This is a genomic window from Oleiagrimonas sp. MCCC 1A03011 (assembly GCF_003267965.1).
GTDB lineage: Bacteria > Pseudomonadota > Gammaproteobacteria > Xanthomonadales > Rhodanobacteraceae > Oleiagrimonas > Oleiagrimonas citrea.
In genome coordinates, this window is sequence record NZ_MSPY01000002.1 from 469007 (window position 1) to 493971 (window position 24965).

Genomic DNA, 24965 nt, shown 5'->3' on the forward strand with positions numbered 1-24965 from the left:
GCGCGGGCCGTGACCATGGAACGCCCCGATATTCGAGATGCCAGTGAAGTGCGGCCGCTGCTGCTTTCCGCGACATGCTTCTTCCTGATTCTCACCGCCTACTACATCATCCGTCCGGTGCGCGACCAGCTCAGCGGTGCGGTGGGTTCGATCTCGTTGCCGCTGTTTTACGGCGCCACCTTCGTCGCCACGCTGCTGCTGACGCCGCTGATCGGCTGGCTGGTCGTGCGCTTCCCGCGGAGGCAGCTGATGTTGTGGAGCTTCAGCTTCTTCATCGTCTGCCAACTGGCCTTCGTGCCGGCCTTCATGTTCCAGGATCAAATTGGAGCGCGGCTGCTGGGCACGGTGTTCTTCGTCTGGGGCAGCGTGTTCAATCTGTTCGTGGTGTCGCTGTTCTGGAGTCTGATGGCGGACATCTGGTCCAGCCAGCAGGCGCGACGGCTGTTTTCGCTGATTGCACTGGGCGGCATGGCGGGAGCGATCGCCGGCCCATTGATCACGTCGCTGATGGTGAACCTGGTCGGCGTGGCGCCGTTGCTGCTGATTTCGGCCCTGCTTCTCGGTCTGTCGATGCTGTTGCTGCTGGTGGTGTCGGCCGAGGCGGAGCAGGCCGCGCCGACGTCGGCGGCCGCGATCGGCGGCTCGCTGCTGGCGGGCGTCAAATACGTGTTCACGCAGCCGTTCCTGCGCTACATGGCGCTGCTGATGTTGCTTAACGACGGCATCGGCACGGTCGCGTACGCGCTCGTCGCCGATTACGCCAAGGCGCACTATGTCAGCGATGCGGCGCGCACAGAGATGTACGCGCACCTGGATTTCGCGATCAATTCGCTTGGCGTGCTGATGCAGGTGAGCGTGACGCGCTGGGTTCTGCAGCGCCTCGGCATGACATGGGGCATCGTGATTCCCGCCGTGGTCAATTTTTCCTTGCTGGTGCTCGTTGCGATCCTCGGTTCGAGGATCGAGCTCTGGGGTGCCGGTATTTCGCTGGTGCTGGTGCTGCAGGTGGTCGTGCGCGGCACGCAGTACGGGATGCTCAAGCCGGCCAGCGACGCGCTGTACACGCGCAGCGCCCGGGAAACCCGCTACAAGGGCAAGAACTTCGTCGAGACCGCCGTGTGGCGGTTCGGCGATCTGGTGGTGACCAGCGGCATCAATCTGCTGCGCGACGCTGCCGTGGCCTTGGGCGGACTGGCCGCCATCAGCGCGGGCGTCTCGGCCATTGCGGTCTGGGTCGGTTTCCTCGCGGGGCGTACGGCCGGCGATGAACCCGACGAGGCCGCGCATCGCGACCGCATCGCCTGATGCGCCGTTCCTGTTCCCTGCGGCGCTGGATCAGCTGACGATGTAGCGCTGCAGGTGCTCGATTTCCTGCGCCTGATCGTCGATCACCGCTTTCACCAGATCGCCGATCGATACCACGCCGATGATGCGGCCATTCTCGATCACCGGCAGGTGGCGCACTCGGCTGTCGGTGCACAGGCGCATGCATTCCTCGACGCTGGCATCGGGGCCAATGGTGAGGACGTTGGCGCTCATGATCTCGCTGACCGACGTACTGGACGAGGCGCGGCCGCGAAGGATGACCTTGCGTGCGTAGTCGCGTTCGGAAACGATGCCGGCCAGGGCATCGCCGCGTAGCACCAGCAGCGCGCCGATGCCGCGTTCGGCCATCTGCTTGATGGCGTCGAGCACGGGCGTGTCCGGTTGCACGCTGTAGACCTGGTTGCCCTTCGATTCCAACAGATGCCTGACGTGCTGCATGCGCTGCTCCCGTGGCGGCCGGTGGCGGTCGACTGCGAGTCTAGCGCGATCCCGGCGTCCGGGTCACGAGTCGCTGCGGGGCGGTGTTTCGGTTGTGGTCGGAAGCTGTTCCTGCACGAAATACAGCGGGCGTTGCTTGCTTTCGGCATACATGCGTCCGAGGTATTCGCCGATCACGCCGAGGGCCAGCAGCTGCACGCCGCCGAGGAACAGGATCACCAGGATCAGTGTCGGGTAGCCGCGCACTGGATCGCCCCATATCAGGGCCTTCAGCAGCACCCAGATGCCGTAGACGAAGGCCATCGTCGCCGAGCCGAAACCGATCCAGGTCGCCAGGCGCAGGGGTGCCACGGAAAACGAAGTGATGCCTTCCACGGCCAGGTTGAGCAGGCGCCAGTAGTTCCATTTGCTCTGGCCTTCGTGGCGCGGATGGCGACGATAGGTGACGCCGGTCTGTCGGTAACCGATCCAGGCGAACAGCCCTTTCATGAAGCGCTGGCGTTCGGGCAGCTCGCGCAGCGCCAGCACGGCCTGTCGCGAAAGCAGTCGAAAATCGCCGGTGTCGCGCGGCAGCGGGGTGTCGGAAAGCCGCTCCATGACGCGATAGAAGGCGGCCGCCGTGAAGCGTTTGAATCGGCTCTCGCCCTCGCGTGCGCTGCGCGTGGCGTAGACCACGTCGAAGCCGGCACGCCATTGCTCGACCAGTTGGGGAATGAGTTCCGGCGGGTCCTGCAGGTCGGCGTCGATCACCACCACGGCGTCGGCGTCGGCGTGATCCAGTCCTGCGCTCAGTGCGGCTTCTTTGCCGAAATTGCGCGACAGGCGCATGCCGCCGGTTCGCGCATCTTCCGCGGCGATGCCGCAAATCGTGTCCCAGGTGTCATCGCGGCTTCCGTCGTCCACGTACAGCACGCGGCTATCCAGATCGAGCGAGTCGAGTACCGGGCGCACGCGCTGGTGGAAGGCGAGCAGTCCGTCGCCTTCGTTGTAGGCAGGCACCACGACGGTCAGCGTGGACTGAGGAGTGGTTTCGGTCATGGCGTCGATTCTGCCATGCGAACGGGGCTATGGCTGCGCGCGTGGGTGCGGGGGATGCTTTTCGGTCACGTAGGCGGTGCCGCCCAGTTGCGTCATCTGCTGCTGGATCCAGGCCACGCGCCGCTGCACGTAAGCGGACGGGCGGTCGGCGTGCATGCGCCGCGGATTGGGCAGGACGGCGGCCAGCAATGCGCCCTGGTAGCTGTTCAGCTGCGACGGATCGGTATGCCAGTAGGCGTGACTGGCGGCGTCCACGCCGTAGATGCCGTTGCCGAGTTCGGCGATGTTGACGTACACCTCGAGGATGCGCCGCTTCGGCCAGGTCGTTTCGAGCAGGACGGTGAAATAGGCTTCCAGGCCCTTGCGGAAGAAGCTGCGTCCGCCCCACAGGAACAGGTTCTTGGCGGTCTGCTGGCTGATGGTGCTGGCGCCGCGCAGGCGACCGCCGTCCTCGGCCGTGTCGATGGCCTTCTGGATCGAGGCCACGTCGAAGCCGTGGTGGAAGGGAAATTTCTGGTCCTCGGAGGCGACCATCGCCAGCGGCACCTGCTTGCTGATCTTGGACCACGGCACCCAGTGATAACGCAGGTGGAAATCCTTCTCGCCGTGACGCCAGGCGCTGAGCTGGCGCTCGACCATGAAGGCGCTCGTCCACGGCGGGACGAAGCGCAGGACGAGCACCATCGACTCGGTCACCACGAACCAGATCAGCAACGCCCAGAGGGCGCCGCGGAGCAGTCGTTTCCACAGAGGCCGTTTGCCGGATTTCATCGCTCCAAGTGTAAAGGACGCATGTGAATGCCGGCCGAGCCGTTATCCTTGGCATACCGATCTTGCGAACCCGCGCAGATGCCCCCACGTATGCGCGCTTTGGGAGAATTGCCGTGACCGAAGAACGCGATGTACTGCACCGTTTCCTGCTCGAGCGCGCCGGTGTGCGCGGCGTGCTGGTGCGTCTGAACGAAAGCTGGAGCGAGGTGGCCGGTCGCGCCGACTACCCGCAGGCCGTGCGCCGTCTGCTGGGCGAGAGTCTGACCGCCAGTGCGCTGCTCACCGGTCAGATCAAGTTCGACGGCGCGCTTTCGCTGGAATTGAAGAGCCGCGGCGATCTGCGCCTGCTGTTCGCCGAGTGCACGGATGCCGGCCGTCTGCGCGGCCTGGCGCGGCACGACGAAGCGGCGGCCGATCATGAGGCCATCGACTTGTCGGCGCTGCCCGGCGCCACGTTGGCGATCACCATCGGCAACGTCGAGACCGGCCACCGCTATCAGGGGCTGGTACCGCTGGAGAGTGCGGGGCTGGGGGCGGCGCTGGAAGATTATTTCATGCGCTCCGAACAGCTTCCGGCGCATCTGGTGCTGGCGGTCGGCGAGCACGGCGCGGCAGGCCTGCTGTTGCAGCGCATGCCCGCCGAGGGCGGCACGGGCGTGCAGGGCGACGCCGACGGCTGGGATCGCGTGCAGCATCTGACGGCGACGCTGAGCGAGAAGGAATTGCTGGAACTGCCAGCGCAGACGCTGCTGTACCGGCTGTACCACGAGGAGAACGTGCGTGTGTTCGAGCCGCGCCCGCTGGCGTTCGGCTGCAGCTGTTCCGCGCAGCGCGTGGAGGCGATGCTGCGCGCGCTGGGCACGGAGGAAGCCGAGGCCGCGCTGCAGGCCAATGATGGCGAGGTCGAGGTGACCTGCGAGTTCTGCGCGGCGCAGTATCGCTACGACCGCGTGGACATCGAGCGCGTCTTCAGCGAGATGCCGGACGCGCCGGCGTCGACGCGCAGCCACTGAGGCAGCGCGTCACGACAGACCGGTCGCGCCGCGCGACAGCCAGTGCTCGGCCGGTTCGGCGCCCGAGTACAGGAAGCCCTGGCCGTAGCGGCAACCGAGTTCCAGCAGCAGGTCGCGCTGGGCGCCGTTCTCCACGCCCTCGACGATCACCTGCATCTGCATCGAGTCGGCCAGCGCCTGGATGGCGCGGAAGATCGCCGCGCCCTGCTTGTCGGCGTCATCGCTGGTGTCGATGCGCGCCGTGAAGGAGCGGTCGATCTTCAGCACGCCGATCGGATACTGGTGCAGATAGCTCAGCGACGAGTAGCCGGTTCCGAAGTCGTCCAGTGCGATGGCGATCCCATGGTCGCGCAGGCGGTCCAGGGTCAGTTTGATCTGCTCGGGGTTCTCCAGCAGCGTGCGTTCGGTGACCTCGATGCGCAGGTTCTTCGGTGCGACCCCGTGTTCGTCGAGCAGCGACAGCAGCCGGTGGTCGATGTCCTTCATGCGAAGGTGGCGGCCGGAGACATTGATGCTGACGAAGGCGCCGTCGCGGGTCAGCGTTGGAGCGTGTGCAAAGACCTGCTCGAAGATCTGCCAGTCGATGGCCTCGATGCATCCGCTGTCCTCGGCCACGGTGAGGAAGGCGCCGGGCAGCAGCAGACCGCGTTCGGGGTGGCGCCATCGCATCAATGCCTCGTAGCCGAGGATGCGGCCGTCATCCAGATGCACGATGGGCTGGAAGAACGGTTCGAATTCGTTGCGCGTCATCGCGCGGCGCAGGTCGCCCTCGATTTCCAGGACCGACAGCGCATTGCGGCGCAGGCGGTCGTCGAACCACGCGGCGCGGTGGCGGCCGGAAGCCTTGGCGCTGTACATGGCCGAGTCGGCGTCGCGCAGCAGTTCCTCGGCGCGGCGGTAATGCGGTGCGCTGAGCGTGATGCCGATGGATGCGGAGGTGAACATTTCCTTGCCGCCGACGCGGATCGGGTTGTTCAGTTCGGAGATGATGCGTTCGGCGACGCGGAACACAGAGGGTTCGTCGCCCACGCTTTCCAGCAGTACGGCGAACTCGTCGCCACCCAGGCGCGCGACGATATCGTCGCTCTTCACGCAGGTGCGGATGCGGCCGCCGACCTGGAACAGCAGGTCGTCGCCGATCAGATGGCCGACGGAGTCATTGATGACCTTGAAACGGTCCAGATCGATGAACAGTACGGCAAAGCGCCTGCTCTCGTCCTCGTGGTAGCGGCGCAGCGCCTGTTCCAGGCGTTGCAGCAACAGGGCGCGATTGGGCAGGCCGGTCAGCGCGTCATGCAGGGTTTCGTATTTCAGCCGCCGTTCGATGCGTTCGCGTTCGGAAATCTGTTCGCGCAGATCGCGGTTGGCCAGGGCCAGCGCGCGGGTGCGCTCGGTGACGCGGCGTTCCAGGCTGGAATAGGCCTTCTTCAGCGATTCCGCGCTGCGCTTGCGCTGCAGGGCGTTGGCGATGTGGTAGCCGACGAAGGTCAGCAGTTCCTGGTCAGGTTTCTTGTAGACGTACTCGGGCGTGTAGCTCTGCACGGCCAGCACGCCGACAGTCTTCTCTTCGCAGATCAGCGGCACACCGAGCCAGCAGAAGGCATTGCTGCCGCTGGGAATCAGTTCGCGTTGTTGCGTCATCTCCTGCATGCGCGCGCGGTCGGCCAGAAGCGCCTCGCCGTGGCGCAGCACGTACTCGGTCAGGCCGCGCCCCAGCGAGCGCTGCCGACGGTCGGCGTCGATTTCGTCCACCGAATAGGGGAAGTCGAGCTTGCGACCGTCGTCGCTGAGCAGGGCGATGTAGAAGTTGCGCGAATAGAGCAGGCCGCCCACGACGCGGTGCACGGCGGCGTAGAAGTCGTCGAGACTGTCGGTGGTGTTGGCCAGCTCGGCGATGCGGAACAGCGCGGTCTGCAGGCGCTCGCCGCGCTGGCGTTCGATGACCTGCTGCTGCAGCACGCGATTGGCGTTGCGCAGGGCTTCGGTGCGTTCGGCAACGCGCCGCTCCAGATCCGCGTGTGCTTCGCGACGTTCGAGTGCGGTCTGTACGTGCTGGGCCACGTAGGCCAGCAGTTCGCGGTCCTGCTCGGTGTAGCGTGCGTGTTCGTGGTAGCTCTGCACCACCAGGCCGCCGACCACTTCGCTGCCGCGCAGCAGCGGTACGCCCAGCCAGTCGACCGGCGGCGGCCCGCTCGGGTGCAGGTCGCCCTGGACCTGCGCACGGATCTGTTCGAGGTTGCCGTACAGCGCATGGCCTTCGCGAATCAGATACCAGGTCACGCTCTCCCGGATGCTGTCCATCGACAGGTAGGTATCCGGCGGCGGCGGGTCGGTATCGGTGGTGTCGGCGTAGTAGGCGAAACGCAGGGCATCGCGCTGGCTGTCGTACAGCGCGATGTAGAAATTCTCCGCATACATCAGTGAGCCGACGATGCCATGCAGGGCGTGCATGGTCTCGTCCATGTCGTGCACGGCGCTGGCCTGGTTGGCGATGGCGAACAGCGCGCGTTGCAGGCGCTCGGCCTGGGCCAGGCGGGAGACGGCGTCGTACAGGTGACTCAGCTCGGCCTGCTGATGCAGGCGCACGTCGACCAGTTTGGCCAGCCAGGCCAACTGGGCATGATCGTCGCTGTCGAGCGTCGTCGGCAGACGTGCCATCAGGGTGCGTTGTCCCCGCGGGTCATGGCCCAAACGCAGGGTGCGGTCCTCGGGCGCCTTTTCGAGCGCTTCGAGCGGTTCTTCGAGCCAATAGACATGCAGACCGTCGATTGGCGCCAGGACCTCCGCGACGATATCGGCCACAGCCTGCGCGTCTTCAGAGTCGAACAGGCGTTCGATCATGAAGTGGAGCGCTTTCGCCTCGGACAGAACCGGCGTGGCAGCGCGGGTTTGGGCGGCTGAGGTCATAGCACAGGGTGACAGGTATCGGCCTCGGCAGTGTATACCGGCATCTACGCGGATGTCGCGATACGGCGGGATTGTGCGCAATGTCTCACATTGCCTGATACACCTGTTCGAGGCCAATGAACTGAGATCTTCATCATCTGTTAGTAAAAGGTAAAGATGCGTATAATCGAAAGCGAGGGATGCTGCGCGAGGAACGTCCGTGTTCACGCGTGGTCAGAAGAATCGACACGATCCGGGGGCGCTGATGCGCAGAATGCTTTCCAGCTTGATGATGCTTGTGCCGTTGGTTGCGGCAGGGCAGACGCTGGACGGCGTTTCCCCGACCAAGGCCGCGGCCGAGCATGTGGCGGCCTACCGCAGCCTTCAGCGTGTCGACAGTCAGGGCAACATGCTGCTGCCGCTCTGGCGTGACGCCGATGGGCGCATGCTGGCGCTGGTGGGGTCTTCGGATGCACCGCAAGCAGGCGTGCCCGGCGCACTGGATTTCCGGGTCGTCGACGTCAGTCAGGGGTACAGCTCCGGACTGCGTTATGACATCGGTCCGCACGTGGCGGCCTACGCTCAGCTTGCGCAGCACAGCTGGTTGACGCCGAAGCCGGTGCGTACCTGCACGCCGGCCGAGGGCATCGGCTGCCCGGATGCCAACACCCTGAACGCGGCGCGTTTGCTCAGCGGCGAGATTGGCGCCAGCTACAGCGGCAGTGGTTACCGCTTCGATGTGCTGTTCAACAGCACTCGTCCGAGCGTTGCCACCTCGCCGTTGCTGCCGCGCGTGCTGCCGCAGTCGCCGACGGACGTGCTGCCGTTGTGGTCGCTCGATCGCAGCACCAATGTCGCCGCGCGTGGTCGCGTCGCATTGGGCAGTCAGACCGGTATCGACCTGGGCGCGAGCGTCGGTCGGATCCGTCTGCTTCCGGGCAATCTGCTCGGTGTGAACACCCTGGGACAGCGTTCGCTCAGTCTGGGGGTGGACAGCGGGCCGCTCAGTGGTCGCATCACCGGGCGCATGCTGCAGCCCGTGCCGGGCTCCGGCGATGCCGCGTCGTTGTCGATGGGTCCCGAGCGCCATTGGGCCACCATCGATCTGGGTGTTACTTGGCGACTGCCCTGGCAGGGCGAGCTGCGCTTCGGCGCACAGAATCTCTGGTCTTCGGGACAGGCGCCCAAGCCGGTCGAAGGCCCGGAGCCGGATCAGTCGCGGATCCCGTACGTGCAGTACCACCAGGATCTGTAATCGCCACCGTCCGCTCCGGGCGGGTTCCCATCAGTCGTTCTTCTCGATCTTCACGTCGCCGCTGAAGGTCTGCACATCGATGTTGCCGTCGCCCTGGCCAATGCGGCTGTTGAGCGAGGAGCCGGGACCGTGTGCCTTCTCGATCACCTGACCGAAGGCCGAGCGGATGTCGCCGCTGAAGGTCGATACGCGCATCTGCGCGGAGAGGGTGGCCGGAAGGCGCAGCTTGACGTCGCCGCTGACCGAGTCGACCTCGATGTGTCCGTCCTTCTGCAGACCACCGTCGACTTCGACGTCTCCGGACACGGTGTTCATGGAGATCTTCGCGAACGGGCCACCGTGAAGCCGGATTTCGCCGGACACGGTCTCAAGGTCGCCGCGCTGCGCGACCTTGGGCGCGATGATGTCGCCGCTGACCGTCTGGATGTCGGCCTGCTGCATGGCGCCGGAGAGCTCCACGCGCGCGCTCACGGCGTCCACGCTGACCTTCGGGCTGTCGGCGTCGATGCGCACATCGCCGCTGACGCTGTTCACGTCGACCGTGCCGCCAGAGAGTCCGCGGATGTCGGTGGTCGCGCTGACGGCATCGACCGCCACGGAGGCGCCGCGCGGCACCTGTACGTCGAGCGTGCTCGGTTCCATGTTGTCATCGCCGCCCCAGTGGAACAGTCCTGATTTTTCGGGTGTCTTCACCTTGATCAGTAGCGTGTCGCCGTCCTTCTCGACCTGAAGTCCCGGTGATCCCTTGCCGAGGGTGCCGCCGACGTGCACCTGGTTGCGGTCCCACGTGGTGACCTGGATTGAGCCTTTCACGTTGACGATCTTGACGTGACCGTCGGCGGCGAGGTCGCGGGTCTGATCGATGGGCTGGCCGGCCAGCGCGATGGCGCTGAACAGCAGGAGTGGAAGTACGAGCAGTCGTTTCATGGTGGATTCCTCCTCGGGGAGCGTGTGTTTCGGAATGGCGGTCAGGGCGCGCGCTGCGTATAGCGTTGCAGGCGCCATTGCTGGACATGGGTGCGTTGCTGGATGCGGCGCAGGAAGGCGGCATCCGGTGCCTGCTGCAGGGCCAGGCGGATTTCACTGTCGGCGGCCTGGAACTCAATGGCGGCGCCGGCCAGGCGCGGATCACGCGGTTTCCAGCGCTGGCCGTGATCGCTGGCCAGGTGTGTGCCGTCGTACAGCGAAGTCGGCGCGCGCAGCAGTGCCGTGCCCAGGAAAAGGCCGATCAGGATCATCGCGGCCGCGGCGGTCATCGGCAGCCATGCGCGAGGTGCGCGCGTCGCGGGTGCGCGCGGTTCGAGTTGTGCGGCAATGCCGGCCCACAGGTCGCGCTGCGGGGCATGCGGTTGGTTCAGGTCGCGGGTCTGGCGCAGCCATTCGAATTCGTTCATGGTCGATCTCCCAGCGCGTCGCGCAGCAGCGCGCGCGCTCGATGCAATTGGGCCTTGGAGGTGCCGCTGGCGATGCCGAGTTCTTCGGCGATGTCGCCGTGTCGCCAGCCTTCGACGTCGTGCAGCACCAGCACGGCGCGGGCGCGCGGTGGAAGGTTCGCGATGGCGCGCTCCAGTTCCTCGCGTTCGGCGGGGCAGAAGGGTTCCTCGCAGGTTTCCGGCAGTTGGTCGCTGTCGAGATCGGTGACCGGGTTGGCGGCCCGCGAGCGCAGCGCCATCAGTGCCGTGTTCACGGCCAGGCGATACATCCAGGTGCCGAAGGTACTCTGGTGACGGAAACCTTCGAGCTTGCGCCAGGCTGTGACGAAGGATTCCTGCACCAGTTCCTCGGCGCGGCCGTGGTCATAGCCGGACAGGCGCAGGACCGTGCCGTAGATGCGCGGCACATGACGCCGATACAGCGACTCGAAGGCGCTGGCGTCACCGCGCACGGCGGCGTGCACCAGGTCGCTGTCGGACGTCTCGGTGGTGGCGTCTGCGGGCATGCTCGCGGGTTGGAGTAGGCAACTGGCGTTCATCGTGCCAGCTTTGATGCGCCCCGCGGCAAATGGGTTTGCATCGCCGCCTCGTTGCGAGGCGGCGATCGAGCAGGTCCTAGGAGGCGACCTTCTTCTGCGCGGGGGCGGCTTCGGCGGCGTCCAGCGCATCGGCGACACGCTGGCGCTCGGCCTTCAGCGCCGCCGGCATGCGGTCGCCGTAGCTGTCCAGATATTCACCGATGGCGACCATTTCGTCGCGCCAGCCGTCACGATCGACGGCGAACAGCTCGGCCACGGCGTCGTCGTCCAGGCCCAGGCCGTCCAGGTTCAGCTCACCGTCGGCGGGCAGGGTGCCGATCGGCGATGCCACGCCCTCGGCCTGGCCGGTCACGCGCTTGAGCATCCACTCCAGCACGCGCATGTTCTCGCCGAAGCCGGGCCACAGGAACTTGCCGTCGGCGTTCTTGCGGAACCAGTTGACGTGGAAAATCTTCGGCAGCTTCGCATCCGGCGTGTCGAACGATAGCCAGTGCGCGAAGTAGTCGGCGAAGTTGTAGCCGCAGAACGGTTTCATCGCCATCGGGTCGCGACGCACTACGCCGACCTGGCCGGTGGCTGCGGCGGTGGTTTCCGAGGCCATCGAGGCGCCGACCAGCACGCCGTGCGTCCAGTCGCGGGCCTCGAACACCAGCGGCACCAACGACTGCCGGCGTCCGCCGAAGACGATGGCCGAGATCGGCACGCCCTGCGAGGACTCGGCTTCCGGTGACCAGCTCGGGCACTGGCTCGCAGAGACGGTGAAGCGGGAATTGGGGTGCGCGGCCGGGCCGTTGGCCGGATCGACGTCGCGACCTTGCCAGTCCTTGACGGGCTTGCCGTCGGGCAGGCCTTCCCACCACGGCTGCATGTCCGCCGTGACCGCCACGTTGGTGAAGATGGCGTTGCGGTCGAGCATCGCCAGCGCATTCGGGTTGGTCTTGGCGCTGGTGCCCGGCGCCACGCCGAAGTAGCCGGCTTCCGGGTTGATCGCCCACAGGCGACCGTCCTCGCCCGGCGTCATCCAGCAGATGTCGTCGCCGACGGTCCAGATCTTCCAGCCGTTGTTGCGGTAGCCCTCGGGCGGAATCAGCATCGCCAGATTGGTCTTGCCGCAGGCCGACGGGAACGCCGCGGCGACGTAGTGGATCTGGCCCTGCGGGTTCTCGATGCCGACGATCAGCATGTGCTCGGCCAGCCAGCCTTCGGTGCGGGCCTGATGGCTGGCGATGCGCAGTGCGTGGCATTTCTTGCCCAGTAGCGCGTTGCCGCCGTAGCCGGAGCCGTAGGACTTGATGCTCAGCTCTTCCGGGAAGTGCATGATCCAGCGGCGCTCGGGATCGAGCTCGCCGGTCGAATGAAGCCCCTTCACGAACGAACCTTCGCGCTCGATGCGCTCCTGCGCGGCCTTGCCCATGCGCGTCATGATGCGCATGTTGGCGACCACGTACGGGCTGTCGGTGATCTCCACGCCGCAGCGCGCGATCGGCGAACCGATCGGACCCATGCAGTAGGGCACCACATACATCGTGCGACCCTTCATGCAGCCTTCGAACAGCGCGTCGATCTTGGCGTTGGCCTCGTCCGGCGCCATCCACTGGTTGTTGGGGCCGGCGTCTTCGCGGTTCGGGTGGCAGACCAGGGTCAGCTTCTCCACGCGCGCCACGTCCTTGGGGTCGGAACGGTGCAGGTAGCAGCCAGGGTGGGTGTCCTGATTCAGTTCGATCAGATCGCCGCGTTCGAGCATGAGCTCGACCAGGGCCTGGTTTTCGGCTTCGGAGCCGTCGCACCAGTGGATCTTTTCAGGGGTGGTCAGTGCGGCGACTTCGTCCACCCACTGATTCAGTGATGCCAGCTTGCTCGTCATGACGATCCCGTCCGCGTAGACATAACCGGGGCGCATAGGCGCGAGAAAGGCGGAACGGTAGTCGCCCGGTCATGCTATTGCAACAAGTGCGTGCACGACGCGCCGCCGCATGATTTGCATGGAAACGTTTGCAATCGTGACGGGAAGCCATTTGTGCGATTTTCGTCGATTCCGTGCGCACGAGCCGGATCGGGGGGCTTTGTGGCCACGCCGTTGCGCGAAGGGACGGGGGCTGGCCCGGACATGCCGGTTCGGGGCGGGCTGAGTGGCGCTCACTGGAAACCGGGGAAAGCGTTCGGACACGCAGCGTTGTTCGGGCGCGCCTAGTGGGGAATCAGGGTTTCGGCCACGTGCTCGACGTAGGCGTCGAATTCCTCGTGACTGAGGCGCGGCATGCCCAACGCGAGGTTCAGCTGCAGGAAACCGACGAAGGCGGCATAGGCCAGGCGCGCGCGGTGGGCGGCTTCTTCCGGCGGCATGGAAGCCTGCAGGTAGGCCTCGGTGAGAAACTGGATGCGTCGCTGCGACACGCGCGTCATCAGTGGCAGCACTACAGGATGGTCCAGTGCCTTGAGCAGGGCGGCGTAGATGCGATGCGACGGCACTTCACGGGCGACGCGATGGAAGATCTCGCGCAGGCGTTCGCGCGGGTCGTCGATGGGTTCGATCTGCGCCAGCACGTCGGCCTCGTCGTGCTGTTCCCAGCGTTCCAGCGCCGCCAGCAGCAGGGCCTCGCGATTGCGGAAATGCCAGTAGAAGCTGCCCTTGGTAACGCCCAGGCGTCGCGCCAGGGCTTCCACGGCCAGTGCGTTCACGCCGCTTTCGGCGATCAGCTCCAGGGCGCCAAGTTCCCAGTCTTCGGCGGAAAGGCGCGTGCGTTCGGTCTTCTGTCGGGCATTCATGCGTTCATGCTAGCCGCTCCGGGGCGGGATGCAATCACTACGTGCGTCGGCGCACGGTGCGTCGGGAGCGGAACCATACGCATGCGCATTGACAGTGCTGCCCCGGGGCTTACATACTCATGCGTATGGTGGAACTAGGCGACCAGCGCGAACACGTCCGGAAAACGCACATCGAAGGTGCGGGTGGAATTCGTTTGGCTGCTGAAGTGCGCAATCCGGAGGGGGCTCCGTGCGTGCTGTTCGCACATGGCTTCGGACAGACGCGGCACGCCTGGTCGGCCACGGCCGACGCCATGGCCGTGACGGGATGTCGCTGCGTCAGCTTCGACGCGCGTGGGCATGGCGGCAGCGGACGGCCGGATGACGGATACCACATGCAGCAGTTCTTCGACGACCTGCGCGCGGTGGCCGAGGCGCAACCGCATAAGCCGATTCTGGTCGGCGCCTCAATGGGCGGCCTGCTGGGGCTTGCGGTTACGGGCGAATCCGATGTGCCGCCGTTCTCGGCGCTGGTCCTGGTCGACATCACGCCGCGTTGGGAGACCTCGGGCGTGGCGCGCATCCTCGATTTCATGCGCGCCTGGCCGGATGGCTTCGGCGACTACGACGAGGCCGCGCAGGCCATTGCCGCCTATCTGCCGCACCGACGCGGGCGCAAGAGTGCCGAACAGCTGCAGCCGTTGCTGCGGCGCGGTGAGGACGGTCGTCTGCGCTGGCACTGGGATCCGCGCATGCTGCAGCCGATTGCCGAGGAAGGCGAACGCCATCAGCCGCGCCTGATCGAGGCCACGCGCCGCGTGAAATTGCCGGTGCTGCTGCTGTCTGGTGCCCGCAGCGATGTGGTTTCGCAACGGACCATCGACGAATTTCTCGAATTGGTGCCGCATGCGCGGCACATCGAGTTGCCGCGCGCCACGCACATGGTCGCCGGCGACGCCAACGATGCCTTCACCCGCGCCATCGTCGATTTCATCGGCGTCGGTGCGGAGCGGGAGCACTCCATGATGGGCCAGCCCTCCGGGGCGGCCTGAAACCGCTGCGGCGGAACATTCCGCCATGGCACGATGAACGTACGGCTCTCCGGAGCCGGCAACGAAGAAGCACAGGTGATAGACATGTCCGCCTTCATTCCTCTTCTGGCCGCCCTGATCGCCTCCGGCGTATGCGCCTATCAGCGCGCCGGGTTGCGTACCTGGACCGCAGTGACCGCAGTCGCCATTGTGGTGTTCGGTCTGATCGCCTACGCGCCGGTCGCCACCGTCGTCACGCTGATCTTGTTCGGCCTGATCGCGGTGCCGCTGAACCTCGACAGCTTCCGTCGTACTCGGATCAGTGCGCCGTTGCTGAAGATGTTCGCCAAGGTCACGCCAAAGCTGTCCGACACCGAGCAGACGGCACTGGAAGCCGGCACGGTCGGGTTCGAAGGAGAGTTGTTCTCCGGCAAGCCGAATTGGTCCGAATTGCTGAAGCAGCCCAAGCCCGAGCTGTCTGCCGAGGAACAAGCCTTCCTCGACGGGCCGGTGGAAGAGCTGTGCGGCATGCTCGATGACTGGCAGGTTACCCATGAGCTGGCCGACCTGCCGCCGGAAGTCTGGGATTTCATCAAGCAGAACAAGTTCTTCGGCATGATCATCCCGAAGCGCTACGGTGGCCTGGAATTTTCCGCGCTGGCGCATTCGGCGGTGCTGCAGAAGGTTGCCAGCATCTCCTCGACGGCGGCCTCGACCATCGCCGTGCCGAATTCGCTGGGGCCGGCCGAACTGTTGCTGCATTACGGTAGCGAGGAGCAGAAAGATCACTTCCTGCCGCGCCTGGCGGATGGTCGCGAGATTCCCTGCTTCGCGCTGACCGGCCCGACCGCCGGTTCCGACGCCACCTCGATTCCCGATTTCGGCATCGTCTGCAAGCAGATGCACGAGGGTGAGGAAGTGCTCGGCATCCGCCTGACCTTCGACAAGCGCTACATTACGCTGGCACCGGTCGCGACCATCGTCGGCCTGGCGTTCCGCATGTACGACCCCGAGCACCTGCTCGGCGAGACCGAGGATCTGGGCATCACCCTGGCGCTGATTCCGCGCGAGACCGAGGGTCTGGAAGTCGGTCGCCGCCACTTGCCGCTGAACGTGCCGTTCCAGAACGGCCCGGTGCGCGGCAAGGACGTGTTCGTGCCGCTGTCGACGCTGATAGGCGGTCCGGACATGGCCGGTCATGGCTGGCGCATGCTGGTCGAGTGCCTGTCGGTCGGTCGCGCCATCTCGCTGCCGTCCAACGCCACTGGCGGCGTGCGTGCGGCCAGTGCGGCGACGGGCGCGTACGCGCGCATCCGCAAGCAGTTCGGCCTGGCCATCGGCCGGTTCGAGGGTGTCGAGGAAGCGCTGGCGCGCATTGGCGGCTACACCTACGCCACGGCCGCGCTGTCGCGCGCCACGGCCGCCGCCGTCGATCGCGGCGAAAAGCCGGCGGTGCCGTCGGCCATCGCCAAGTACCACGCCACCGAGTGGGGCCGCGAGGTCTCGCGCGACGCGATGGATGTGCATGGCGGCAAGGGCGTCCAGCTTGGTCCATCGAACTACCTCGGCCGTGCGTGGCAGGGCGTGCCCATCGCCATCACGGTGGAAGGCGCCAACATCATGACGCGCAGCCTGATGATCTTCGGTCAGGGCGCGATCCGCTGTCATCCGTACGTGCTGAAGGAGATGCAGGCGTTGTCCATCGAGGACAAGAAGGAGCGCCTGAAGACCTTCGACCGCGCGCTATTCGGCCACATCGGCTTCGGTTTCTCCAACGCCGTGCGCGCGTTCACCCTGGGTCTGACCCACGCCAAGATCGGCAAGGCACCGGGCGATGCCTACACTCGCCGCTACTACCGCAAGCTCAACCGCTATTCGGCCGCGTTGGCGCTGTGCGCCGATGTGTCGATGGGCGTGCTGGGCGGGCGCCTGAAGTTCAAGGAGAAACTGTCGGCGCGTCTGGGCGACGTGCTCAGCTACCTCTACATCGCCAGCGCGATGCTGAAGCGCTACGAGGACAGCGGCCGTCCCGAGGCCGACCGTCCGCTGCTGGCGTGGGCGTTCCATGCCTGCGTGTGGCGCATGCAGATGGCGCTGGACGGCGTGATCCGCAATTTCCCGGTGCGTCCGGTGGCGTGGCTGCTGCGTGCGCTGGTGTTTCCGTTCGGCCGGCGCGAAGTGCCGCCGTCCGACCGTCTCGGCCATCGTGTCGCGGCGCTGCTGATGTGTCCCAGCGAGGCGCGCACGCGACTGCTGGAGTGGTCGTTCATGACGCCGACGGCGAACAATGCGATCGGCCGCATGAACGCCCTGCTGCCGGACGTGATCGCTGCCGAGCCGATCGAGCGCAAGTTCCTGAAGGCGCTCAAGAGCGGCAAGATCACCGCGCACGAATACACCGAGAAGCTGGCGCAGGCTGAACAGCAGGGGGCCATCAGCGAAGCCGAGCGCGAACTGCTGCAGCGCGTGCATGACGCCACGCTCGAGTTCATCAACGTGGATGACTTCGATCCGTCGGAGCTGGTCGCGGCCAAGGTCCGTGACGGCAAGTCCGGCAAGGAAAGCGGCAAGGGCAGCAAGCAGGCCGCTTGAGGGAAAGCGGGGAGAGAGGGGCACGATGCGCCTTCCGGCAACGGGAGGCGCATCGTCGTATCTGGCGCCTGGATCAGCCCGGGCGGCGTTTCCAGAATGGCGGCACGATGCTGTTCCGGCGCAGCGCGATGAACAGGAACACGCCGGCCAGTGCGAGGCAGCACAGCGGCGTGATCAACGAGGCTTCCGGACCGAAGGTGCCGCCACTGAGCCAGTTCGGTCCGGTCAGTTCGGCCTGCAGCCAACCGTGCGGCGGAAGACCGGAAACCGGCGTGCCGAAGACCGGACCCTCCATCACGTTCCAGGCAGCGTGAAGCCCCATGCACAGCCACAGCGAGCGGGTCACGTGATAGACCAGTCCGAACAGCACGCCGGCCTCGATGGCGATGGCCAGACCGCTCCATAGTGTGGCGTTGGGATTGCCCAGGTGGATCGCGCCGAAGGCCAGCGCAGAGATCAGCACCGCCAGCCATGTGCCCAGGCTTTCCTCGACGATGCGAAACAGCGCGCCGCGGAACATGATCTCCTCACTGATACCAGCGCCCAGGCCGAACATCAGGATCGACTCCAGCCACGGCACCTGGGCGTTCGTTCCCAGCACGCGGTAGCTGCCGGCCAGCCACAGGATGCCGATGACCACGCTGAGCAGGGCCATGCCGAGCAGGACGCCGCCGATAAAGTGCGCGGGGAGCTTGCGCCAGGCCAGCTCGGCGGGCCATCGGCGTTCGATGACGCGCGTCAGGATCAGGTAGGCGATCACGGCCGGCAGCGCGCGAATGATGAGCTGCGCCCAGCCCTTGATGTTCGGATTGCCCGAGGATGGACTCCATCCGAGCAGGTGCAGGGCCATGCCGGTGAGGAACGCGGCGGCCACGAACAGCAGCGCGAAGAGGATCAGTCGCGCCAGCGCGGAGTAGATCAGCCAGCGTTTCCAGCCGCTCGCGTTGGCGGGCGTCTGAAAGGCGAGGTTCTTGTACATGTCCGTCCCCCTGATGGTCGAGTGGCCAGATTAGCAGCCGCACTCGACATCAGGTAGGCGGAGCGTGGCTCGCTAGCCGACTTCGACCGAGCTGGCGTGTTCGCGCGTCGCGGCGAAGGTCACGTCCGGCCAGCGCTCCTGCGTCAGCTGCAGGTTCACGCGGGTCGGCGCCAGATAGACCAGCGCGCCGGAGGCGTCCACGGCCAGGTGCTGCGCGTTCTTCTCGCGGAACTGTTCCAGCATCTTCTCGTCGTCGCAGTAGATCCAGCGCGCGGTGGCCACGGTGACGTTGTCGAACACCGCCTCCACGCCGTATTCGTCCTTCAGTCGGTAGGCGACCACGTCGAACTGCAGCACGCCGACGGCGCCGAGGACTAGATCGTTGGACATCAGAGGACGGAAGAACTGCGTCGCGCCTTCCTCGGACAGCTGCGCCAGTCCTTTCTGCAGCGCCTTCATCTTCAGCGGATCGCGCAGCCGCGCACGGCGGAACAGTTCCGGCGCGAAGTTGGGAATGCCGGTGAAGTTCAGCGCCTCGCCTTCGGTGAAGGTGTCGCCGATGGAAATGGTGCCGTGGTTGTGCAGGCCGATCACGTCGCCCGGGTAGGCCTTGTCGACGATGTCGCGGTCCGAGGCCATGAAGGTCAGCGCGTTGGCGATGCGCACATCCTTGCCGGTGCGCGTCTGCAGCATCTTCATGCCGGCCGAGTAGGTACCTGAGCACACGCGCATGAAGGCCACGCGGTCACGGTGCGCCGGATCCATGTTGGCCTGGATCTTGAACACGAAGCCGCTGAGCTTCTCCTCGTCGGCCTCGACTTCGCGCGTGGTGGTGGCGCGCGGCTGCGGACCGGGCGCGTGTTCGACGAAGAAGTCCAGCAGCAGCTGCACGCCGAAGTTGTTCACCGCCGAGCCGAAGAACACCGGCGTCTGCTTGCCGGCCAGGTACTGCGCCGGGTCGAACGGTTCGACCGCGCCGGTGACCAGCTCCAGCTCGTCACGCAGTTCGGCCAGCGCCTCGGCGCCGAGGGCGGCCGCCAGTTCCGGATGGTCCAGGCCCTTGAGCACCTTCGCTTCCTGGCGCTCGTAGTTCTTGCCGGCCTCGTACAGATGCACCTCGTCGCGGACCAGGTGGTAGACGCCCTTCAGGCGCTTGCCCATGCCGATGGGCCAGGTGATCGGCGCGCACTGGATGCCCAGCACCGATTCGACCTCGTCGAACAGCTCCAGCGGCGAGCGGCCCTCGCGGTCGAGCTTGTTGATGAAGGTCATGATCGGCGTGGTGCGCAGACGGCAGACCTCCATCAGCTTGATGGTGCGCGCCTCCACGCCCTTGGCGCAGTCGATCACCATCAGCGCCGAGTCGACCGCGGTCAGCACGCGGTAGGTGTCCTCGGAGAAGTCGGCATGGCCCGGAGTGTCGAGCAGATTGACGATCCTGCCGCCGTACGGGAACTGCATGACGGAGGAGGTCACGGAGATGCCGCGTTCCTTCTCCAGCGCCATCCAGTCGGACGTGGCGTGGCGCGCGGCCTTGCGGCTCTTCACCGAGCCGGCCATCTGGATGGCGCCGCCGAACAGCAGCAGTTTTTCGGTCAGCGTGGTCTTGCCCGCGTCAGGATGGCTGACGATGGCGAAGGTGCGCCGACGCGCGGTTTCGGTGCGGTGGCTGGACATGGGCGTGGGCCGCAGCGTTAAACCACTCATGATAGCGCGCTGCCGACCTGCCGCGCATCTGCGCGCAGGGTGTGTTCATGGGGCGGTCCTGTCGGAGCGGTCGAGCATCGGGCTTGTCAGGCGGGTTGCAGGCTCATCCTGCGCAGCCATCGGTAGTGCGAGGCGATGCTCGCGGCGAACGAAGGGCTGACATGGTAGGGCAGCCCGAATTCGCGACAGGTCCGTTCGACCACGCGCGCCACCGCCGGATAGTGCACGTGGGCGATGCGGGGGAACAGGTGGTGCTCCACCTGGAAATTGAGTCCGCCGATCAGCCAGGACAACGCCCGGTTGTGCGGCGCGAAATTGACGGTGGTGTGCAGCTGATGGACGGCCCATGACGTGTCCAGATGCGGCGTTTCGCGGGTCGGTTCCGGAAACGATGCGGCCTCCACGACGTGCGCCATCTGGAAGACCAGGGCCAGCAGCAGGCCGGAGACGGCGGCCACCGCCGCATAGCCGGCCACGACCACGGTCCACGGATGGAACGCCAGCGGCACGCCGAAGGCGAGCATGAAGAACGCCAGTTTGCCGAGCACGAACACGGCCAGGTCCGCGCCGCGTGGACGCGCGAAGGGCCGGCTGCCGATGGTGCCGGTGAGCAGGTCGCGGAAGTCGCCGTACAGGTGCCAGCGCAGCACGGTCACGGCATACAGCGGCCACAGGTACAGATGCTGCCAGCGGTGCCAGGGGCGTCGCTGCTGGCTGGGCGAAAGACGCGCCAGCACGCCCAGGTCGATGTCGCTGTCGTAGCCGTCCACATTCACCCAGGTGTGATGAAAGCGACCATGTTTCCATTGCCAGATGTAGGAGCTACCGCCGACCAGGTCTAGGGTCATGGCCATCAGCCGGTTGACCCAGTGCCGTTTCGAATACGCCAGGTGCCCGCCGTCGTGCATGATGTTGAAGCCGATGCCGGCAGTCGCCGCGCCCAGCGCGACCGCCAGCGGCAGCGCTTGCCACCAGGTCTGCGCCAGGAACACCAGGGCGACGTAGGTCAGTGCGAAGGCCGCCAGGATGATCGCGGTCTTGGCATACATGCGCGCATTGTCGCGGGGATCGCAGCCGCGTTCTCGCAAGTCCGCCAGGACGCGACGCTTGAGTTCGTGATGAAAGGCGTTGTCGCCGTTGAAGCGGAGCGGTCCCGCCTGTCGGCCTGTGGGCGAGGGGGCGGTCGCCGGGCCGTGGCGCGATGCAGCGTTGCGGGACATGGGGACATCGTCTGTTTGGGATGTCTCATGGTACTCCGTCCGGCGTCAAGCGGATGTTCGGGCGGTCGGTGTGGGCTTTTTCGGCAGTTCATGGGCTTCCGTGCATGTGTCGGATTGAGTGTGGTCGAGGGGAGTGATGTTTTCGAATATGGACGTATAGACGTCTATTGACATGCATCATTCGCCTCGATAGAGTTCTTCGCAACACTCATCGAGACCGGCTGAGGGACAGGCCCGACGAAGCCGGGGCAACCCGCGGACACCGCAAGGTTCCGCACGGTGCCAACTCCTGCGGGGGCGCGAAGCGCTCACCGAGAGATGAGTCGAAACGTTCCGGTGCATGCGCCCGGGGCGTGACGATTCTCATCCGGTGCTCCGCAGGTCGATGTCGACACGCCGGAGCGCCGCATGACTCTTCAAGCCGTCCCCACCGCCGAACCGCCTGCCTCGCTGTGCGAGGCAGGCGGCCTCGAGCGGAACGCCTTCCCATTCCAGCGGCATGTACGCCATGTCCGATTCGCGCCCCGGCATGCGGAGGGTGCGTGCGATGTGGCCGTGCGCTATCTGTGGATCGGTGCTCCGGGTGCGCCGACGGTGATCGTGCAGGGCGGCATCTCGGCCGATCGCGACGTCTGCGCCAGTGAAGCGGCGCCGCGCGATGGCTGGTGGCAGGCACTGGTTGGCGTTGATCGCGCGATCGATCTTCGACGGTGCCGCGTGCTGGCGATCGACTGGTTGGACGCTCAGGACCTGGGCGCTTCGGCGGTGTCCACGGCCGATCAGGCCGATGCGCTGGCGGCCTTGCTGGACGCGTTGCAGATCGGGCGCGCGCAGGCCTTCATCGGCGCGTCCTACGGCGCCATGGTCGGGTTGGCCTTCGCTGCGCGACACGGTCATCGCGTCGGGCATCTGGTTGCGCTGGCCGGCGCGCATCGTCCGCATCCCCTGGCCACGGCGCAGCGCTCCGTGCAGCGCGAGATCGTCCGCTTCGGTCTGCGCTCGGGCGAAGTCGATCGCGCGTTGGCGCTGGCGCGACAGCTGGCATTGACAACCTATCGAGGCAGCGAGGAATTCGCCACGCGTTTCAGCGGTGAGGCGCGTTTCGCCGACGGCCGTTTCCGTCTTCCGGTCGAGGACTGGCTCGAACACAACGGCCGGCGCTTCGTCGAGCGTTTCGATGCGCATCGCTATCTGTCGCTGTCCGAGTCCATCGATCTGCATGCCGTCGATCCCTCCGCGGTGCGTGTGCCGACGACGCTGATCGGCTTCGCTACCGATCGTCTGGTGCCGCTCGCCGACCTCTGCATGCTGCAGCGCGCCCTCGGCGCGCCGGCCACGCTGGAAGTCATCGAAACCGTCTACGGGCACGACGGATTTCTCAAGGAAACCGCCCGGCTCGCGCCGTTGCTGCGCGAGACGCTGAACGCCTGCTGTGGAGCCTGACATGACCCATTCCGCACCTTCCGCGACCCGCGCCGTGCGCGCCGGTATCGAATCCGACACGCAGCATGGCGCCGTGGTGCCGCCGCTGCACCTGTCCACCAACTACAGCTTCGCCGGATTCGGCCAGAAGCGCGCCTACGACTACTCGCGCAGCGGCAATCCGACACGCGATCTGCTGGCCGAGGCACTGGCCGAATTGGAGCAGGGCGCGGGCGCGGTGGTCACAGCCAGTGGCATGGCGGCCGTGGCGCTGGCCTTGGAGTTGGTGCCCGCCGGTGGCCGTGTGCTGGCCGCGCACGACTGCTACGGCGGCACCTGGCGACTGCTCGATGCCTGGGCGAAGAAGGGACGTTTCGAGGTGATCTTCGCGGATCTCACCGATCCGGCGAGCCTAGGCGAGGGCCTGGCGCGCAAGCCGGATCTGGTCTGGGTCGAGACGCCGTCGAACCCGCTGCTGCGCATTACTGACGTGCGCCACGTGGCGCAGGCGGCGCATGCCGTGGGTGCGCTGTGCCTGGTCGACAACACCTTCCTGTCGCCGGTCTTGCAGCAACCGCTGGCGCTGGGTGCCGACGTGGTGCTGCATTCGACCACCAAGTACATCAATGGGCACAGCGACGTGGTCGGTGGCGCAGTCGTCGCACGCACGCCGGAGCTGGCCGAACAGCTGAAATGGTGGGCCAACTGCCTGGGGCTGACCGGCGCGCCGTTCGACAGCTTCCTGACCCTGCGCGGCCTGCGTACGCTGGATGCACGTCTGCGCGTGCATCAGGAGAACGCCGAGCGCATCGTTGCCTTGCTGGACGGTCATCCGGCCGTGGCGAAGGTTCACTATCCGGGCTTGGCATCGCACCCGCAGCATGCGCTCGCGGCGCGTCAGCAGCGCGGCTTCGGCGCGATGCTCAGCTTCGAACTGCAGGGCGGCGAGAACGTCATCTGCGCCTTCCTTGACGGTCTGCGGTATTTCTCGCTGGCCGAGTCGCTGGGCGGCGTGGAGAGCCTAGTCGCGCACCCGGCCAGCATGACGCATGCCTCGATGGCGCCGGAAGCGCGGCGCACGGCCGGTATCGCCGATTCGCTGCTGCGGGTGTCGGTGGGCATCGAGAGCGCCGAGGATCTGGTCGACGATCTTCGGGCTGCGCTCGATCGCGCGCAGCGTGCGGTAGCGCGCAAACCTGCGGTGTCGGCATGAACGCGGTACTGGCTCCACATGGGGCGAATCCGGCCTTTGAAGCGCCAGCGCGCGAGGACACCGTGGCCGTCGTGCTGTTTGGCACCGGGGTGGTCGGCGGGGCGTGGTTGCGTCTGTTGAACACGCCGGCCGGTGCGCGATTGCGTCTGGTCGGCGCCGCCAACTCGCGCTGGCAGACCACCGATCCGGACTGTCTTGCGGATCGCGGCCTGCGCGAGAATCTCGACCGCGGTGGCGATCGGCGCGACGACGCGGCGCTGCTGGCCGCGCTGGATGCCAGTGCTGCGAAGACAAAAGTCATTCTCGATGCAACCGCGAGCGATGGACTTGCCGCCACACATGCGGCCTGGCTGGCGCAGGGTTATCACGTCGTGACGGCCAACAAGGCCGCGGCAGGGGGCGCGCTGGAAGTCTGGCGCGCGCTTTCGGAGGGGGCGCGATGTCGCAACCGTCGATATGGCGATGCGGCCACAGTTGGTGCGGGATTGCCGGTGATTGCCACCTTGCGCCGTTTGCGCGCGTGCGGTGACGAACTGCTGAATCTTGAGGGCGTTTTCTCCGGTTCATTGTCTTGGCTGTTCAGTCGCTACGATGGCATCGTTCCGTTTTCCGAACTGCTCCGTGATGCGCGTGAGCGGGGTTATAGCGAACCGGACCCTCGTGCTGATCTGTCCGGGCAGGACGTGGCCCGCAAGCTGCTGATCCTCGCGCGCAGCGCCGGGTTCGAGCTCGAGCCCGGCGATATCGAGGTCGAAAATCTGGTGCCGGAAACGTTGCGCGGGTTGCCGCTGCAGGATTTCATGGCGCGCACGCACGAGCTGGATGCGGCTCTCGCTGCTCGTCATGCGGACGCCGCGTCCCGCGGCCGGCGTCTGCGTTATCTGGCGCATCTGGATCGCGATGGCGTGGCCCGTGTCGGTCTCCGGGCCGTGTCGGAGGATCATCCGACAAGCGGTCTACGCGGCACCGATAACTTGTTCGCGCTGACGACGACCCGCTACCAGACACGGCCACTGGTGATCCAGGGGCCGGGGGCGGGCGCAGACGTCACGGCGCAGGCCTTGCTGGGGGATATCTTGTCTCTTTCCGGAGACGGAAAGGCAATAATTTCCGAATATGTGTAGGGAGTTAGGTGTTTGTGCATGAAAGATGCGCACATGTGATGCATACGTCTATACAAGCTTCCTGCAACCTTGCTAGGTTCGTCATGGGGTGTCAGGTCCGATATCCCGCATTGCGTGCTGGAAGCGTTACAGGAAGTGGCAGTCCCGCGCACTCATCCGTTCACGGGTCTGGCTCCGCCTGAAAGGGTTTCTTGCACGAAGTTCTCAACTTCATTTTTTGCAGGAGGCTAAAT

At 66.0% G+C, this 24965-nt stretch carries 20 protein-coding genes and 1 riboswitch; of the genes, 8 read left to right on the top strand and 12 right to left on the bottom strand.

Going from position 1 to position 24965, the window contains the following annotated elements; translation table 11 throughout:
- Window positions 1-15 precede the first annotated feature (15 nt).
- Window positions 16-1305: an MFS transporter gene (locus tag BTJ49_RS05760; RefSeq protein WP_206098372.1), complete on the top strand. Its 1290-nt coding sequence runs from the start codon at window positions 16-18 to the stop codon at window positions 1303-1305.
- A 30-nt stretch (window positions 1306-1335) separates the two neighbouring features.
- On the opposite strand, the gene BTJ49_RS05765 is transcribed toward BTJ49_RS05760, so the two are convergent.
- The 3 genes from BTJ49_RS05765 to mtgA form a co-directional block, all read right to left on the bottom strand.
- The gene (locus BTJ49_RS05765; RefSeq protein WP_113064398.1) at window positions 1336-1764 is read right to left on the bottom strand and encodes a CBS domain-containing protein; all 429 of its coding nucleotides are present in this window, start codon (window positions 1762-1764) and stop codon (window positions 1336-1338) included.
- A gap of 63 nt (window positions 1765-1827) precedes the next feature.
- On the bottom strand, window positions 1828-2802 hold the full coding sequence (locus tag BTJ49_RS05770) for a glycosyltransferase family 2 protein (RefSeq protein WP_113064399.1): 975 nt from the start codon (window positions 2800-2802) through the stop codon (window positions 1828-1830).
- A gap of 27 nt (window positions 2803-2829) precedes the next feature.
- The gene (gene mtgA / locus BTJ49_RS05775; protein ID WP_113064400.1) at window positions 2830-3573 is read right to left on the bottom strand and encodes a monofunctional biosynthetic peptidoglycan transglycosylase; all 744 of its coding nucleotides are present in this window, start codon (window positions 3571-3573) and stop codon (window positions 2830-2832) included.
- A gap of 113 nt (window positions 3574-3686) precedes the next feature.
- On the opposite strand from mtgA, the gene hslO reads away from it, so the two are divergent.
- Window positions 3687-4586, top strand: coding sequence for an Hsp33 family molecular chaperone HslO (gene hslO, locus BTJ49_RS05780; RefSeq protein ID WP_113064401.1), 900 nt, complete (start codon window positions 3687-3689; stop codon window positions 4584-4586).
- Window positions 4587-4595: 9 nt separating this feature from the next.
- On the opposite strand, the gene BTJ49_RS05785 is transcribed toward hslO, so the two are convergent.
- Entirely contained in the window at window positions 4596-7427 is a 2832-nt protein-coding gene (locus tag BTJ49_RS05785; RefSeq protein ID WP_343125517.1) for an EAL domain-containing protein, read from the bottom strand.
- A 265-nt stretch (window positions 7428-7692) separates the two neighbouring features.
- Between BTJ49_RS05785 and BTJ49_RS05790 the strand changes: the two genes are divergently transcribed.
- A complete protein-coding gene (locus BTJ49_RS05790) occupies window positions 7693-8727 on the top strand; it encodes a hypothetical protein (RefSeq protein ID WP_240601743.1) in 1035 nt (344 codons plus the stop codon).
- Between the two features lie 30 nt (window positions 8728-8757).
- Here BTJ49_RS05790 and BTJ49_RS05795 read toward each other — a convergent pair whose 3' ends face one another.
- The 5 genes from BTJ49_RS05795 to BTJ49_RS05815 all read right to left on the bottom strand — a co-directional run bounded on the left by BTJ49_RS05795 (window position 8758) and on the right by BTJ49_RS05815 (window position 13465).
- The gene (locus BTJ49_RS05795; RefSeq protein ID WP_168184677.1) at window positions 8758-9654 is read right to left on the bottom strand and encodes a DUF4097 family beta strand repeat-containing protein; all 897 of its coding nucleotides are present in this window, start codon (window positions 9652-9654) and stop codon (window positions 8758-8760) included.
- A 41-nt stretch (window positions 9655-9695) separates the two neighbouring features.
- On the bottom strand, window positions 9696-10121 hold the full coding sequence (locus BTJ49_RS05800) for a hypothetical protein (protein ID WP_113064404.1): 426 nt from the start codon (window positions 10119-10121) through the stop codon (window positions 9696-9698).
- Entirely contained in the window at window positions 10118-10666 is a 549-nt protein-coding gene (locus BTJ49_RS05805) for a sigma-70 family RNA polymerase sigma factor (RefSeq protein ID WP_113064405.1), read from the bottom strand. The genes BTJ49_RS05800 and BTJ49_RS05805 overlap by 4 nt, the downstream gene beginning before the upstream one ends.
- A gap of 109 nt (window positions 10667-10775) precedes the next feature.
- Window positions 10776-12563, bottom strand: coding sequence for a phosphoenolpyruvate carboxykinase (GTP) (locus tag BTJ49_RS05810; protein ID WP_113064579.1), 1788 nt, complete (start codon window positions 12561-12563; stop codon window positions 10776-10778).
- A gap of 323 nt (window positions 12564-12886) precedes the next feature.
- Window positions 12887-13465 (bottom strand): TetR/AcrR family transcriptional regulator, encoded by a 579-nt coding sequence (locus tag BTJ49_RS05815; protein WP_113064406.1) that lies wholly within the window; start codon window positions 13463-13465, stop codon window positions 12887-12889.
- Between the two features lie 233 nt (window positions 13466-13698).
- Between BTJ49_RS05815 and BTJ49_RS05820 the strand changes: the two genes are divergently transcribed.
- Complete coding sequence (locus BTJ49_RS05820) at window positions 13699-14496, top strand: alpha/beta hydrolase (protein WP_240601744.1); 798 nt, start codon at window positions 13699-13701, stop codon at window positions 14494-14496.
- A gap of 84 nt (window positions 14497-14580) precedes the next feature.
- The gene (locus BTJ49_RS05825; RefSeq protein ID WP_113064581.1) at window positions 14581-17067 is read left to right on the top strand and encodes an acyl-CoA dehydrogenase; all 2487 of its coding nucleotides are present in this window, start codon (window positions 14581-14583) and stop codon (window positions 17065-17067) included.
- A 73-nt stretch (window positions 17068-17140) separates the two neighbouring features.
- Here BTJ49_RS05825 and BTJ49_RS05830 read toward each other — a convergent pair whose 3' ends face one another.
- From BTJ49_RS05830 to BTJ49_RS05840, 3 genes are all read right to left on the bottom strand, one after another.
- On the bottom strand, window positions 17141-18046 hold the full coding sequence (locus BTJ49_RS05830; RefSeq protein WP_113064407.1) for a type II CAAX endopeptidase family protein: 906 nt from the start codon (window positions 18044-18046) through the stop codon (window positions 17141-17143).
- Between the two features lie 72 nt (window positions 18047-18118).
- Complete coding sequence (locus tag BTJ49_RS05835) at window positions 18119-19723, bottom strand: peptide chain release factor 3 (protein WP_113064408.1); 1605 nt, start codon at window positions 19721-19723, stop codon at window positions 18119-18121.
- A gap of 116 nt (window positions 19724-19839) precedes the next feature.
- Window positions 19840-20973: an acyl-CoA desaturase gene (locus tag BTJ49_RS05840; protein WP_168184678.1), complete on the bottom strand. Its 1134-nt coding sequence runs from the start codon at window positions 20971-20973 to the stop codon at window positions 19840-19842.
- 205 nt (window positions 20974-21178) lie between these two features.
- Window positions 21179-21298: riboswitch (SAM riboswitch) on the top strand.
- Between the two features lie 83 nt (window positions 21299-21381).
- Here BTJ49_RS05840 and BTJ49_RS05845 point away from each other — a divergent pair.
- The 3 genes from BTJ49_RS05845 to BTJ49_RS05855 are packed head-to-tail and all read left to right on the top strand — an operon-like array spanning window position 21382 to window position 24732.
- Window positions 21382-22416, top strand: coding sequence for a homoserine O-succinyltransferase (locus BTJ49_RS05845; protein WP_113064409.1), 1035 nt, complete (start codon window positions 21382-21384; stop codon window positions 22414-22416).
- Window position 22417: 1 nt separating this feature from the next.
- Window positions 22418-23608, top strand: coding sequence for a cystathionine gamma-synthase (gene metB, locus BTJ49_RS05850; RefSeq protein ID WP_113064410.1), 1191 nt, complete (start codon window positions 22418-22420; stop codon window positions 23606-23608).
- Window positions 23605-24732: a homoserine dehydrogenase gene (locus BTJ49_RS05855; RefSeq protein WP_113064411.1), complete on the top strand. Its 1128-nt coding sequence runs from the start codon at window positions 23605-23607 to the stop codon at window positions 24730-24732. The genes metB and BTJ49_RS05855 overlap by 4 nt, the downstream gene beginning before the upstream one ends.
- Window positions 24733-24965 lie beyond the last annotated feature (233 nt).